The 13,641-nt window shown below is 65.2% G+C and carries 12 protein-coding genes; 5 read left to right on the top strand and 7 right to left on the bottom strand.

Translation table 11 applies throughout. The features are described 5' to 3' along the window. Window positions 1–57: 57 nt before the first annotated feature. Both OVY01_RS20755 and manD read right to left on the bottom strand, forming a co-directional pair. Window positions 58–1,095 (bottom strand): L-idonate 5-dehydrogenase, encoded by a 1,038-nt coding sequence (locus OVY01_RS20755; RefSeq protein ID WP_267849473.1) that lies wholly within the window; start codon window positions 1,093–1,095, stop codon window positions 58–60. Window positions 1,096–1,146: 51 nt separating this feature from the next. Then, entirely contained in the window at window positions 1,147–2,355 is a 1,209-nt protein-coding gene (manD, locus tag OVY01_RS20750) for a D-mannonate dehydratase ManD (RefSeq protein WP_267849472.1), read from the bottom strand. Between the two features lie 91 nt (window positions 2,356–2,446). On the opposite strand from manD, the gene OVY01_RS20745 reads away from it, so the two are divergent. Next, entirely contained in the window at window positions 2,447–3,970 is a 1,524-nt protein-coding gene (locus OVY01_RS20745) for a mannitol dehydrogenase family protein (protein ID WP_267849471.1), read from the top strand. Between the two features lie 30 nt (window positions 3,971–4,000). Here OVY01_RS20745 and OVY01_RS20740 read toward each other — a convergent pair whose 3' ends face one another. Further along, window positions 4,001–5,140: a lactonase family protein gene (locus OVY01_RS20740; RefSeq protein WP_267849470.1), complete on the bottom strand. Its 1,140-nt coding sequence runs from the start codon at window positions 5,138–5,140 to the stop codon at window positions 4,001–4,003. A gap of 160 nt (window positions 5,141–5,300) precedes the next feature. On the opposite strand from OVY01_RS20740, the gene OVY01_RS20735 reads away from it, so the two are divergent. The 4 genes from OVY01_RS20735 to OVY01_RS20720 all read left to right on the top strand — a co-directional run bounded on the left by OVY01_RS20735 (window position 5,301) and on the right by OVY01_RS20720 (window position 9,798). Further along, window positions 5,301–6,320 (top strand): ABC transporter substrate-binding protein, encoded by a 1,020-nt coding sequence (locus OVY01_RS20735; protein WP_267849553.1) that lies wholly within the window; start codon window positions 5,301–5,303, stop codon window positions 6,318–6,320. Between the two features lie 78 nt (window positions 6,321–6,398). After that, window positions 6,399–7,910 (top strand): ATP-binding cassette domain-containing protein, encoded by a 1,512-nt coding sequence (locus OVY01_RS20730; RefSeq protein WP_432422291.1) that lies wholly within the window; start codon window positions 6,399–6,401, stop codon window positions 7,908–7,910. Then, complete coding sequence (locus OVY01_RS20725; RefSeq protein ID WP_267849468.1) at window positions 7,907–8,854, top strand: ABC transporter permease; 948 nt, start codon at window positions 7,907–7,909, stop codon at window positions 8,852–8,854. Before OVY01_RS20730 ends, OVY01_RS20725 begins: the two co-directional genes overlap by 4 nt. Next, window positions 8,851–9,798: an ABC transporter permease gene (locus OVY01_RS20720; protein WP_267849467.1), complete on the top strand. Its 948-nt coding sequence runs from the start codon at window positions 8,851–8,853 to the stop codon at window positions 9,796–9,798. The genes OVY01_RS20725 and OVY01_RS20720 overlap by 4 nt, the downstream gene beginning before the upstream one ends. Before the next feature lie 46 nt (window positions 9,799–9,844). On the opposite strand, the gene OVY01_RS20715 is transcribed toward OVY01_RS20720, so the two are convergent. From OVY01_RS20715 to OVY01_RS20700, 4 genes are all read right to left on the bottom strand, one after another. After that, complete coding sequence (locus tag OVY01_RS20715) at window positions 9,845–10,951, bottom strand: porin (RefSeq protein ID WP_267849466.1); 1,107 nt, start codon at window positions 10,949–10,951, stop codon at window positions 9,845–9,847. Between the two features lie 2 nt (window positions 10,952–10,953). Then, on the bottom strand, window positions 10,954–12,297 hold the full coding sequence (locus tag OVY01_RS20710; RefSeq protein ID WP_267849465.1) for an MFS transporter: 1,344 nt from the start codon (window positions 12,295–12,297) through the stop codon (window positions 10,954–10,956). A 133-nt stretch (window positions 12,298–12,430) separates the two neighbouring features. Beyond that, window positions 12,431–12,790, bottom strand: a complete 360-nt coding sequence (locus OVY01_RS20705) for a protocatechuate 3,4-dioxygenase (protein ID WP_267849464.1) — start codon at window positions 12,788–12,790, stop codon at window positions 12,431–12,433. Next, complete coding sequence (locus OVY01_RS20700) at window positions 12,787–13,641, bottom strand: gallate dioxygenase (protein ID WP_267849463.1); 855 nt, start codon at window positions 13,639–13,641, stop codon at window positions 12,787–12,789. Before OVY01_RS20700 ends, OVY01_RS20705 begins: the two co-directional genes overlap by 4 nt.

The raw sequence follows: 13,641 nt of genomic DNA, 5'->3' as shown, positions 1-13,641 counted from the left end.
GACAGGTCTCCTCGCGTTCGTTTTTATCCTCCCAGCGGCGGCGAACCGCGCGAGCGCCTAGCTGAACTGGAGGTGTACTTTCATCGACTGATCGCGGTCCAGCGCGACCTCGAATGCGCGGTTGGCCTCCGCCATCGGAAACACGTGCGTCATCAACGGGCGCAGATCGATTTTCCCGGTGGCGATCTCGTCCGCGGCCACCGCGTATTCGTCGGTGAAACGGAAGGAGCCTTGATACCGCAGCTCCTTCGCCATGACGAGATTCGCGGCAACCGGCGTCTGACCCGCCGGCAGATTGCCTACCTGGATGACTTGCCCCCCGGCGCGCGCCGCGCGCAACGCCGTCTCCAGCCCTGCCGGGCTGCCCGATGCCTCGATCACCACGTCGAACGTGCCGCGACGCTCCGACCAACGCGTGATCTGTTCCTGATCGCTGGCCAGCGTTCCCTCGTCCGCGCCCATCGCGCGCGCTTTTTGCAGGGCCTTGTCGGAAAGATCCAGCGCGAACAGCTGGTGCGCGCCCGCACGCCTGGCCACGGCGACGAGAATGCAGCCGATGGGACCGCAGCCCACGACCAGCACCCGGGCGCCGACCAGCGAACCCGCGTGCCGCAGTGCATGCAGCGCGACGGCAAGCGGTTCGGCCATCGACGCCTGCGCGAAATCGAGCGCGTCCGGCACCGGAACGCACTGCCGCGCCGCAACCGTGATGAATTGCCGGAACATGCCCTGCACGTGCGGGAAGGTGGACGCGCTGCCCATGAACCGCATGTTCAGGCAATGATTGGTCATGCCCTTGACGCAGAAGCGGCACTCGCCGCAGTTCAGGCTGGGATTCACCGCCACGCGCTGCCCGACCTGCAGGTCGGTCACGCCCTCGCCCAGCATCGCGATTTCGCCGGAGACTTCATGACCCAGGACGAAAGGCTCGCGTACGGCGAAATCCCCGCTCTTGCCCTTGAAGTAATACGACAGGTCGGAACCGCAGATGCCGCCCGTATGCACCCGGACTTGCACCTGTCCAGGCAGGGGTTGCGGCGTCTCTACCTGATCGATGACGATTTTCTTGGGTTCGTGCAATACGGCTGCGAACATGATTCGGCTCCTTCGTTGAATGCGGGTTCATACAGGGGCGATGCGGCGCGGCTACCAGTTCCAGAGCGTGCCGTCCTCGAGTCGCGCGACCGGCAGATAGGCGGGATCGTAAGGATATTTCTTCGCCAGCGCCTCGTCGATATCCACCCCATGGCCGGGTGCCTCGCCGGGATGCATCGCGCCGCGGTCGAATGTCCAGGCATGCGGAAACACGTCGAGCGCCTGTTCGGGGAATCCCATGTACTCCTGAACGCCGAAATTCGGTACCCACAGATCGAAGTGCAGCGCCGCGCCCATGCACACCGGCGACAGGTCGGACGGGCCATGACAGCCCATGCGCACCTGATACAGCGAAGCGAAGTCGGCGATGCGCTTGAGGTGGGTGATGCCGCCGGCATGCGTCAGGGTCGCGCGAATGTAATCGATCAGTTGTTCCTCGATCAGCTGCTTGCAGTCCCAGATGCTGTTGAAGACCTCGCCCACGGCGATCGGCGTGACCGTATGCTGGCGAATGAGACGAAAACCTTCCTGGTTCTCCGCCGGGGTGGGGTCCTCCATCCAGAACAAACGATAGGGTTCGATGGATTTCCCCAGCCGCGCGGCTTCGATGGGCGTCAGGCGGTGGTGCACGTCGTGCAACAGATGCGTGCCGAAACCGAACCGCTCGCGTACCGCCTCGAACAAGCGGGGCACGAAATCGAGATATTTCTCCGTGGACCAGATCTGTTCCTCGACCGCGCCCTTGGTCGCGGGTTCGTACATTCCGGTGCCCTTCGACACGCCATAGACCGAGCGCATCTCCGGCACGCCGCACTGAATGCGGATTGCGCGATAGCCCTCCTCGACATGCGCCTGATAGCGGTCGAGCGCCTCGCCGATGTCGCGCCCGGTGGCGTGGCCGTACACCATCACGCTTTCGCGCGAGGCGCCTCCCAGCAGACGATACAGCGGCAGATTCGCCACTTTGCCCAATATGTCCCACAACGCCATGTCGACGGCGGCGATCGCGCTCATCGTCACGGGTCCGCGGCGCCAGTACGCGCCCTTGTAGAGGAATTGCCAGATATCCTCGATGCGTCCCGGATCGCGGCCGATGAGGAGCGGACAGACGTGCTCGGTGAGATAGGTCGCGACGGCGAGTTCGCGGCCATTCAGCGTCGCGTCGCCGATGCCGTACACCCCTTCGTCGGTCACGATCTTAAGCGTCACGAAGTTGCGACCGGGGCAGCTCACGATCACATCGGCACCAATGATCTTCATAGCGTTTTCCTGGAGATTCTCTCGACGGAATCGATGCTACCATACAAGTATGCATCTACGTCAACGTGGGGTTTCCCCTTCCTGGAGCGTCATGCCGAACGTCCTTTCCACGCCGCCGCTATCGCCTTTGCGCCGCGCGGCACTCCCCCGGCTCACCCCGCACCTGCTATCCGACACGTGGCGCGAGCCCGCGATCGGCATCGTCCATCTGGGACTGGGCAGCTTCCACCGCGCGCACCAGGCGCTCTACACCGAAGAGGCGATGCTCGCCGAAGGCGGCGACTGGGGCATCTGCGGCGTGACCCTGCAGGGCAGCGTCGAAAAGCGCGATGCCCTGGTCGCCCAGGACGGTTTGTACACCGTGGTGGAACGCGGCCCCGCCGGCGTGCGAACCACCGTCGCGCGCGCGTTGCGGGAAGTTCTCGCGCTGCCGCACGACCGCGCGCGTCTGTTCGCTCTGCTCGCCGACGCGCGCGTGCGCATCGTGTCGCTCACCGTGACGGAAAAAGGCTATTGCCGCGATACGCGCACCGGCGACATCGACCGCGAGCATGCCGGAGTCATCGCGGACCTCGCGCATCCGGACGCGCCCGTCACCGTGCCGGGCATCCTGACCGCCGCGCTACGGCAACGCCGGCTGGCGGGCATCGCGCCCTTCACGGTGATGTCGTGCGACAACCTCGCGCACAACGGCGCGGCACTGCGCAAAGTGGTGTGTTCCTATGCGCGGCTGCGCGATGCGGCGCTGGCGGAGTGGATCGAGGCGGCGGTCGCGTTTCCTTCGACGATGGTCGATCGCATCGTTCCCGCCACCACCGACGCCGACCGTGTCACGGCATCCGAGTCGCTGGGGTTGCACGACGCGCTGCCGGTGCCGTGCGAACCGTTTCGCCAGTGGGTGATCGAAGACACCTTTCCGAGCGGACGCCCGGCATGGGATCGCACGTCCGCCCAGCTCGTGGACGATGTCCTGCCCTTCGAGATCGCCAAACTGCGCATGCTCAACGGCGCGCATTCCACCCTGGCGTATCTATCGATGCTGGCGGGTTTCGAAACGATCGACGTTGCCATCGGCCACGCGCCGATGCACGCCTTCATTCACGCGCTGATGACGCACGAGATCATCCCGACGTTGCAGGCCAACCCGGCATTCGACCCCCACGCCTACCGCGACGCCTTGCTGACGCGCTTCGCCAACCCGGCGCTCAAGCATCGCTGCGCGCAGATCGCGATGGACGGCAGTCAGAAAATTCCGCCGCGCCTGCTGGCGACGATCGACGCGCGCCTGCAGCGCCATGCACCGATCACGGGCCTGGCGCTGGCGGTCGGCGCCTGGTTCGTGTTCCTGCGGGGACAGGCGGACGACGGCACGCGCTACGACATCAGCGATCCGCTGGCGGCGCGGCTGCAAGGGCTGGCGCGGCAGGTACAGCCGGATGCGTGGGCACCGGGCAACGAGGCGGCGCTCGTCGATGCCTTGCTGGGTTGCCAGGACGTGTTTCCACCCGCGCTCGCCGCCCGTGCGGATTTTCGTCGGCCTTTGATCGACGCGGTACGAACGTTGCAGGCGGGCGCAAGACAGGCAATCGCGAACGTCCACGTGCACGGCGTGTGACGCGTGGCGGTGTTCAACCCACCGCCGTGCTCAATCCACCGCCCAGGCTTTCACGCACATCGGCGTTCCCGTTTCGATGCGGTCGACCACCTCGCACGGCACGCCACTGTCCCGCGCGATGCGCAGGGACACGACCGAATCGCTGTCCTGGTTCGCCACCACCATGAAATTCCCCGATGGCGACAGCGCGAAGCTGCGTGGCGTCCTGCCTTCGCTACTGCGCACGTCGGTCGACCGGATCGCGCCGGTGCGGGGATCCAGCGCGTACGTGGCGATGCAATGCGCGCCGCGAAACGAGGCGTACAGGTGCCGGCCGTCGGCGTCGACATGGATGTCGGCCGGCGGCGTCGAGGCGTCGCTGGTCGGCAGGCCGCGCGTGGTTTCCCGTAACCGCAGGGCGCCGGTGAGGGGCGCGTAGGCGAGCCGGCTGATCGTGGCATCGAGTTCGTTCACGCCATAGACCGTCGTCCCGTTCGGATGAAACACGAGATGCCGAGGGCCGGCGCCCGGCGCCAGCTTCAACACGGACAGGGCCTGCGGCGTGAGTCGACCCGCGGGCGCGTCGAGGCCATAGGTCAGCAGGGAGTCGGTACCCAGATCGGCGACGAGCACGTAGCGGTTGTCCGGGCTGACCAGCGCGCAATGGGCGTGCGGCCCGCGTTGTCTGTCGCGTTCGGGTCCGCTGCCGCTGTGGCGCGTCAGGCTCGCGGCGGCGTGCAGACTGCCGTCCGCGCCGATCGCGAAACTCGCCATCTGCCAACCCGGCCAGCCGGCGGGCGCGTCGTCCTGCGTGTAGTTGCTCACCAGAACGCAACCGGCAGCGCGATCGAGACTGCAATGCGCGGTAAGGCTCCCGCCGGTATCCTGCCCGTTCAGCGGCACGAGTTGCCCGGTTCGCGCCGCGACGCGATAGGCGTGGACGCGTCCTTCCGGACGATCGAACATCTCGCTGGTGGCGAACAACAGACGGCGCGCGGGGCTGAGCGCCAGATAGGTGGGATTCACCACATCGGTCCATTCCGCCAGCTTCGTCAACCTGCCGGTGCGCTCGTCGAGATGCAACGTCACGATGCCACGGCCATTGGCCGCGGCGAAATGCGGCACGGCGGTGTTCAGGCTGCCCACGAAAACCCAGGCATCGGCACCCATCACGATATTCCCCTCATGCATGCTCCGATCTATGGTGAACCCTAGTTGTATGGTAGTAGGGCAACATCTATGATGCAAGCATCGGTGCCGCATTCGACAGAACGACCGGGCCCGAGCGCTTGCGCGAGATACGCAGGCGCCCCACTTCATGGAGACGAATGTGCTACCGAAAAAGAAAATAATGGCGGCGACGCTGGGCCTGTTGCTGACGGCGGCCGTGACAACCGCGGCAATGGGCGCGGTGGCGACCGGGGACACGTCGAAAGACAAGATCGCGCTGTCGAACAGCTTCGCCGGCAACACCTTCCGGCAACAGCAATTGAAGAGCTGGGCGCAAGTGGCGTTGCAGGCGAAGCAGGCCGGGCTGATCGGCGATGCACCCGCCTTCACGACGGCGGAAAATCAAGCCACCGAGCAGGCGCAGCAGATCCAGAACCTCGTGTTGCAAGGATACAAGGCGATCGTCATCAATGCCGCGTCCCCCACCGCCCTGAATGGCTCGGTCAAGCGCGCCTGCAACGCCGGGGTCATCGTCGTGTCCTTCGATGGCGTGGTCACCGAGCCGTGCGCCTACCGGATCGCCGCCGACTTTCCCAGGATGGGCGCGGTGCAGGTCGACTTTCTCGCGAAAAAGCTGAACGGCAAAGGCAACATCCTGGAAATCCGTGGCCTGGCCGGCGTATCGGTCGACGACGAGATTCATCGCGGCGTCGTCGACGAGATGAAGAAGTATCCGGGCATGAAGCTCGTCGGTTCCGTCTACGGCGCCTGGACGCAGACCGTCGCGCAGAAGGAAGTCGCCGGCGTGCTGCCGTCGCTGCCCCAGGTCGACGGCGTGGTGACGCAGGGCGGCGACGGGTACGGCGTCGCGCAGGCATTCCGCTCGGCCGGACGCACCGTGCCGACGATCATCCTCGGCAACCGGCAGGAGGAGCTCGCCTGGTGGAAGAGCCAGGGCGCGGACAACTACAAGACGATGTCGATCGCGGCCGACCCCGGCTCGTCGACCTTCGCCTTCTGGGTGGCGCAACAGCTGCTGGCCGGCAACAAGCTGCCGCACGACATGTCGTTGCCCACGCTGACGGTGATGGCGGACGGTCTCGACGCGGTACTTGCGCACACCGCGCCCGGCACCGTCGCCAGCAATATCTTCACCCGCGAACAGGTCGTGGGAACGGTCGAGCGACAGAAAAAACCGTGACCGCTGCCATTGCCGTAACCGTTCCCGTTGGATCGCGCTTTCTCTCCGGTGCCGCGAATGGATGACACAGACAACCTGATGGTGCAGGAACGCGTGCAGGAATCGATACAGGACGGCGCCGCGGTGGCGCCCGGGGCGGCGTTGGTGGCCATGCGCGACGTCGACGTCACGTTCGGCGTGGTGCGCGCGCTGAAGGGAGCGAACTTCACGTTTCTTCCCGGCGAGTGCGTGGCCATCGCGGGCCACAACGGCGCGGGGAAATCCACGCTGATGTCGGTGTTGTCCGGGGCGCGACGCGCCACGCGCGGTGTCGTCGAGGCGGACGGCATCCGGCACGAGAACGGCTATGGAGCCGACGTCGCCCGCAGCCTGGGCGTGCGTTGCGTTTTTCAGGAGCTGTCGCTCTGTCCGAACCTGACCATCGATGAAAACATGCGGGCCGTCGCACCGCAATTGCGGGGGTGGGGCTGGCGCCGCAAGGCGGGCCGCATCATGGCGCAACAGCTCGATGCGATTTTTCCCGGGCACGGTCTGCGCGGCGCGCAGGTCGTGGGCGATCTGTCGTTGACGCAGCAGCAGATGGTGGAAATCGCGCGCGGCTATGCGCAGGTGGATACCGCCGCGCGGCTTGTGATCCTGGACGAACCGACGTCGAGTCTGGACCGCTACACCGCCGAACAGTTGCTCGCCTTCATACGCCGCAGCGCCGCCGCGGGCGTCACGACCGTGCTGATCACCCACATGCTCGACGAGATGTTGCGGTGCGCGGACCGGATCATGGTCATGCGCGACGGCACGGTGACGTCGACGCTGCCCGCCGCGGGCCTGGACAAGGACGGCATCATCCAGGCGATGGGGCAGTTCACGGAGCACGAGGCGGCAACCCAGCGTGCGCCGAAAATGGCGGCCGCCGGCGCGCCGGCCTACCAATGGGACCTGCGCAGTGGCCCGAAAAGCCAGCCGGTACGCATCGCGGCGCAGCGCGGCAGCATCGTCGGCTTCGCCGGGCTGGCCGGCCAGGGCCAGACCGATGTCCTGAACGCGGTCTACCGGCGGGCACGGGCGCGCGGCTCGTCCGTGCGCGCGGCGTATGTGGCGGGGGACCGGCGCGCGGATGGCATTTTTCCGGACTGGAGCATCGCACGCAACTTCGACATCCGTTCGTTGTTCGATCACAGCGCCGGGCTGCGGTTGAATCCGCCTCGCCAGCGCGAAGTCTTCGAGCAGTGGGCGAAACGTCTCGATATCCGCGGCGCGCCCGCCACCGCGAACATCCAGGCGTTGAGCGGCGGCAATCAGCAAAAAGTCCTGTTCGGACGCGCGCTCGCCTCCGACGCCGACCTGATCCTGATGGACGATCCCATGCGCGGCGTGGACATCGGCACCAAACGCGATATCTACGCGCTGCTTCAGGAAGAAGCGGCCAAGGGACGGACGTTTCTTTGGTACACGACCGAGAACGACGAATTGTCTTATTGCGACAAAACCTATGTATTTCGCTCCGGCCTGGTCACGCGCGAGTTGGCGGCCAGCGAATGCAGCGAGGAAGCGCTTCTCGCCGCCAGCTTCGCGGAGCCTGCGTCATCATGAAATCGGCCCTTTCCCTGCATCGCCTGCACGACCAGCGCATCCTGCTGCCGGTCGCCTCGCTGTTCGCGGTGCTGATTCCGATGAGCATCGTCCAGCCCAGCACGCTCAGCTATTTCGGCGGCGTGATGTTGCTCAACCTGGCCGTGCCCATCGTGTTCGCGACGCTCGCTCAACTTTCGGTGATCGCGGCCAACGAACTCGATCTGTCGATCGGATCGTTCATCAGTCTGGTGGCCTGCATCGGCGGCACGCTGTTGCACTCGAACCCGGCGCTGGGCGTGACCGCGCTCGTCGCCTGCGTGCTCGTCTATGCCTTCGTCGGTGCATTGATCGAATTCCGGCGCGTTTCCTCGGTGGTGGTGACCCTGGGCCTGTCCTTCGTGTGGAACGGTATCGCCGTGCTGCTCCTCCCCACGCCGGGCGGTAGCAGCCCGGACTGGCTGGCCGCCTTGATGAACGCCCAGACGCCCCTCCTGCCCGCCCCGCTGGTGTGGACGGTCGTGATCGCCCTCGCCGCGCACCTGTTCTTCATGCGTTCGGCTGTCGGCGTGGGGCTGCGCGGAATGGGCGGCAATCCCGCCGCCATGCGCCGTCTCGGCTGGTCCGTCATCCGCTCCAAGGCGGTCCTGTTCGGGCTGGCCGGATGCTTCGGCGTCTGCTCCGGTCTGACGCTGCTCGGTCTGACCACGTCCGCCGACGCCAATATCGCGCTGCGCTACACCTTGCTGTCGGTCGCCGGCGTGATTCTGGGCGGGGGCGAATTCACCGGCGGCCGGGTCTCGCCGGTCGGCGCGGTGCTGGGCGCCATCACGCTCACGCTGGCGTCCTCGTTCCTGTCCTTTCTGCAAATCGCGCCGCAATGGCAGATCGGACTGCAAGGTGCCATCCTGATGGCCGTGTTGTCCCTGAGACTGGTGTTTCGCCGGCAGGAGGCACGTCAATGAAGCGCTTTCTTCACAGGGAACGGCCGGCCTGGCTCTGGTCCTTTCTCGGTGCCCTGCTGGTGGGCATCGCGGCGAGCGTGCTGTTCGGCTGGGGCACCGCCGCCAGCATGCTGTCGACCGCTTCGGCATTCGTCGTCTTCACGGTGCTGGTGGGATTGGGGCAGATGCTCGTGATCACCAGCGGGCCGGGCAATATCGATCTTTCCATCCCGGCCACGATCGCCCTGGCCAGCGGTGTCGGCATGCGCGTGATGGCGGCATCGAATCACGCCATCGTCCTGGGCATCGTCGCCGTGCTGGCCACGGGGACCGCCATCGGAGTGTTCAATTTCCTCCTGATCCGGCTGCTGCGCATTCCGCCGATCATCGCCACCCTGTCGTCGAGCTTCGTCATGCAGTCGCTGGCGATCAGCCTCGGGCGGGGAGGCGCGGCGCCGCCGCCCGCGCTGGAAAACTTCGCGTTGAGTCACCTCGGGGGCATATCGGGCCTCGCCTTCGTCGCGCTGGCGATCACGCTGGCGGTGGCCTTCGTCCTGTTCCGGCTGGTGCCGGGTCGCAGTCTCTCGGCACTCGGACAGAATCTCCGGGCGGCGCATCTGGCCGGCGTGCGCGTCGACGCCGTGCGGTGCCTGACCTATGTGAGCTGCTCGATCCTCGCCGCGTTCGCCGGCCTGCTGCTGGCTGCGTTCTCCGGCGGCGCCACGCTGGACATGGGGGCGGACTACCTGCTTCTGTCCGTCGCGGTGGTGGTCATCGGCGGCACGCGGGTCGCCGGTGGCCGCGCAAGCCCGACAGGCGTATGGAGCGCGGCCTGCTTCCTTTTCCTCATCAATGCCCTGCTGAACGCTACCGGCGCGGGCGCCGGATTGCGCGCGATCGTCTATGGTCTGCTGATCGTCACCGTGACGTCGGTGGCCAGCGGGATCGACGAAACATCGCGCTGAGACGGGCGCGGCACCCGCCCGGGAGACGGACCTCAGAGAGGGATCGTCAGAAGCGGGTCCGGATGCCCACCCGTGCGACGGTTTGCGTGTTCGTCGTGGAGCCGTCGTTGCTGCCGTTCATGCCGTTGATCCGCGCCGAGGCGCCATCGTTGGCGCGTTGATACACCGCGAGCGCATACACGCTGGTGCGTTTGGAGAAACCATACTCGAGGATCGCTGCCATTTGGTGGGCGTGGTTGTCGCTGACCACTCCGTTACCCTTCATATACATGTACGAGACGCCGGTATTCCACGCAGTGGTGAAATTGTAGCGCGCACCCACCGACGCTTCGTACAACGCACCGCCATTGGCCGAGTTGCGCACGGTCGTGAACAAGGCATTGGTGAACCAGTCGCCGAAGCGCGCATGCGCGCCCGCGCCCCAATTGCGCACGCTCGTCGTGGCGGTTCCCGTGGTGGCATATTTGAGATTGGTATAGGCGGCATTCGCGCCCAGTTCCCGGGTGCCGTAGTTCAGCCCGAAACTCGCGCCATTCGCCTCGCCGACGGAGCCCGCCACGCCGCCGAACTGGTACATCGCGCCGGCACTGAAGCCGGCCAGCGTCGGGCTCACGTACTTCACCGAGTTCGCCACCGCCTCGCCCGCCATCCGATCCCAGTCGAACGCACCGGTGGCGTTGCCGGGCAATGCGAGTTTCGTGAAGGGCCCCGCGCGAAAATCGTAAAAATGCCCGGAAATCTCCGCCGGATCGTCGCCGGAGAAATACAGCGCATCCGTCATGAAATCGTACTGGTTGCCCAGCGTGAGCTTTCCATATCGGTCATTCGTGAGACCCACATAGGCGTTGCGGCTGAACAGGCTTTTGTTCGGCATGAAACCGCCGTTGTCCACCTGAAATTGAGATACCAGTTCGAATATCGCTTTCGTGCCGCCGCCGAGGTCTTCGATCCCCTTCAAGCCCCACAGATTCGGGCCGTTCACGCCGTCGTCCAGCTTGACATTGTGACCGCCGCCCTGATTGCTGACGTACGTGATGCCGCTGTCGAGCATGCCCCACAGGGTCACGCTGCTTTGGGCGAAGGCGCCTGTACCGCCGAGCAGCGTCGCGCCGACGCAAAGGGATTTCAGTAGGGTATGGGCAAGACTTTTCATCATCATGCCTCCACGACCGGCGTCGTGATGAAACGCAACGCGAGGCGGTTCGTCACGATCGCGGCGGCAGCGATCACCGCCGGCAGGGCGAGCACGGAGAGCACCGTCGCGAAACCGAACCCCAGGGACAGCAGCGTGCCGCCGACAATGGAACCGAGAATGCCGCCCAGCCTGCCGATACCGAGCATCCAGCTCACGCCGGTGGCGCGGGAGCGCGTCGGATAGCAGCTTGGCGCCAGCGCATTGAGACCCGTCTGCGCGCCGCTCATGCAAAAGCCCGCGGCCGTGACCAGCACCGGCAGCAACGCCGATTGCATCGATCCCAATCCCAGGGAGAAAATGAAGACCCCGCCCAGCAGATACGCGGTGCCGATCACGATATTGCGATCCATGCGATCCATCAGGAAACCCACCACGACGGCGCCCACGGTGCCGCCGAGTTGAAACAGCCCGGCGATCGTCGCCGCGCGCGCGACGGAGAATCCGGCGTCCCTGATCAGCGTCGGGAGCCATCCGGTCAGCAGGTAGATGATCAGCAGTCCCATGAAATAGGTCAGCCACAGCATCAGCGTACTGAAAGCGTAACCGTCGGCGAAAAGCATTTTGACGGGCGCCTTGACCGACAGCGCGGGTTCCGGCGCGGTGAAGCGCACGTCCCCGGGGAATACGTGGCCGGCCACGCGGCCCAGCGTGTTCGCGATACGTCGCGAATCGACGCGACGGACCAGCATGAGGCGGGCGGACTCCGGGAGAAAGGCAAGGAGAACCGGAATCGCCAGGATGGGCAGCGTGCCGCAGAACACGAACACGCCGCGCCAGCCAAACGTCGGAAGCAATTCCGCCGCCACGAAACCGCCCAGTCCCGAACCGAAGTTGAAGCCCGTGAACATGATGGTCAACAACAGGGATCGGCTGCGCGATGGCACGTATTCCGACAGCAAGGTCGTCGAATTCGGCATCGCGGCGCCCAGGCCCAACCCCGTCAGGAAGCGCAGCGCCATGAGCTGGAACGGCGTTTGGGCCAGCGCGCAGAGCAGACTGAAGAACCCGAAGCAAAATACCGATCCGATCAGGATTTTTTTACGCCCTATGCGATCCGACGCGGGACCGGCCGTCAACGCGCCCACGGCCAGTCCGATCATCGCCGCGCCCATCACGGGCCCGAACGCGGCGCGACTGACGTTCCAGTCGTGCATGACGACAGGCGCGACGAATCCCATCACGGCGGTGTCCAGTCCGTCCAGTGTCACGATGGCGAAGCAGAGGACGAGCACCAGCCATTGATACGCGGACATTTTGCGCGCATCGATGAATGCCTTGATGTCGACGGATGCAGTGGGTTTCATGAAGGTCTCCTATTGAGCGCTGCGCACTGGGCGGTTGACCGCATCCGACGGCGCTCTTGTCTTTTTTACTTCGGCGTTTTCATGCCTGCGCGGCCCGACCTGCGCGGCCCGACCTACGCGGCCCGACATCTCCTCACACGGCGCCGGGTACCCTGCGCGTGGTGAGAAAGGACGCCAGGCTTTCGCCCCGCATGCTCGCGTACATTTCCAGATTCGTGACCTTGACCACGCGGGCGAATTTTTCGAGCACGAAAAAACACACGCCATACTGAATCAAGCCGAGCCAATCCGCACGATCGACCAGGTCACGCTCCGTATCGGTCAGGCCGGCCGCGTCGTAGGCCGCCGTGCGGTCTTCCAGCCACAGCGTTCGCGTCGCGGGCTCGCGCATTCGCCACAGGAAACGGTTGAGGCGCAGGGTCTTGATGCTTTGCCGGATATCGAAGGGGTAGGTCCCCGTCAACGTTTCGACGTCATGCAATTGCGGATTCATGGCGCGCTCTCCGCAGGGGCGGTTTCATATACGGTGACCGCCATCGCGGTACTGGTCGCAAGATAGTAATTGCGATGCACTTCCTGAACGCTCGCGCCCAGCGCGCCGCGCATCGTCAGCCACATGATGGTTTCCACGCTTTCGGCGCCACCCAGGCGGATATAGTCGACATGCTTCATCCTGGCGAGCCGCTCGGGGTCCGTGACAATCCATTCGAGGAACGTCTTGTCCCAATCCTCGTTGTTGAACCCGCTCCGCTCCCCGTGCACCTGGTGCGACAAACCGCCGGTGCCCACCACCACCACGTTCAGATCGGCATCGAACGATTCGATGGCGCGACGCAACGCCTGGCCCAGCCGGTAACAGCGATTCGCGGTGGGCAGCGGATATTGCAGGACATTCACCTGCAACGGCACCAGCGCGAACGGCCATCCCCCCTGATATTCGCTCATCAGCGAGAGCGGCGAATTGCACCCATGATCCAGGGGGCGATCCTGGAAGATGGTCAAGTCGAACTCGTCCGCGATGAGTTGCTCGGCAAGGTGAACAGCCAGTTCGGAATGGCCCGAGATATCCGGCAGGTTTCTCTTGCCCGCGCCTTCGTCCGCGAATTCGTGGGTTCCCGACACGCCCAGCGCGAAAGTGGGATAGCAGTCGAAGAAGAAGCTGTTCGCGTGATCGTTGTAGATCATCAGCATCACATCGGGCTTGCGCTCCGCGAGCCACTGCGCAACCGGTGCGTAACCCTGAAACAAAGGTGCCCATGCCGGGTCGTTGTGCTTGCCCTTGTCGTGGGCCAGGCCCATGGTCGGGACGTGGGAGGTACCGATTCCTCCGATGATTCTTGCCAT

The sequence above is a fragment of the Robbsia betulipollinis genome, from assembly GCF_026624755.1.
Taxonomy (GTDB): Bacteria; Pseudomonadota; Gammaproteobacteria; order Burkholderiales; family Burkholderiaceae; genus Robbsia; species Robbsia betulipollinis.
This window is presented reverse-complemented; position numbering and strand designations above follow the sequence as displayed.

What these genes read in the sequence shown, in the direction of transcription:
- OVY01_RS20720 (WP_267849467.1), top strand. Translation starts at nt 8,851, where the DNA reads ATGAAGCGCTTTCTTCACAGGGAACGGCCGGCCTGGCTCTGGTCCTTT.
- OVY01_RS20730 (WP_432422291.1), top strand. Translation starts at nt 6,399, where the DNA reads ATGGTGCAGGAACGCGTGCAGGAATCGATACAGGACGGCGCCGCGGTG.
- manD (WP_267849472.1), bottom strand. Translation starts at nt 2,355, where the DNA reads ATGAAGATCATTGGTGCCGATGTGATCGTGAGCTGCCCCGGTCGCAAC.
- OVY01_RS20705 (WP_267849464.1), bottom strand. Translation starts at nt 12,790, where the DNA reads ATGAATCCGCAATTGCATGACGTCGAAACGTTGACGGGGACCTACCCC.
- OVY01_RS20740 (WP_267849470.1), bottom strand. Translation starts at nt 5,140, where the DNA reads ATGCATGAGGGGAATATCGTGATGGGTGCCGATGCCTGGGTTTTCGTG.
- OVY01_RS20755 (WP_267849473.1), bottom strand. Translation starts at nt 1,095, where the DNA reads ATGTTCGCAGCCGTATTGCACGAACCCAAGAAAATCGTCATCGATCAG.
- OVY01_RS20700 (WP_267849463.1), bottom strand. Translation starts at nt 13,641, where the DNA reads ATGGCAAGAATCATCGGAGGAATCGGTACCTCCCACGTCCCGACCATG.
- OVY01_RS20725 (WP_267849468.1), top strand. Translation starts at nt 7,907, where the DNA reads ATGAAATCGGCCCTTTCCCTGCATCGCCTGCACGACCAGCGCATCCTG.
- OVY01_RS20745 (WP_267849471.1), top strand. Translation starts at nt 2,447, where the DNA reads ATGCCGAACGTCCTTTCCACGCCGCCGCTATCGCCTTTGCGCCGCGCG.
- OVY01_RS20735 (WP_267849553.1), top strand. Translation starts at nt 5,301, where the DNA reads ATGGCGGCGACGCTGGGCCTGTTGCTGACGGCGGCCGTGACAACCGCG.
- OVY01_RS20715 (WP_267849466.1), bottom strand. Translation starts at nt 10,951, where the DNA reads ATGAAAAGTCTTGCCCATACCCTACTGAAATCCCTTTGCGTCGGCGCG.
- OVY01_RS20710 (WP_267849465.1), bottom strand. Translation starts at nt 12,297, where the DNA reads ATGAAACCCACTGCATCCGTCGACATCAAGGCATTCATCGATGCGCGC.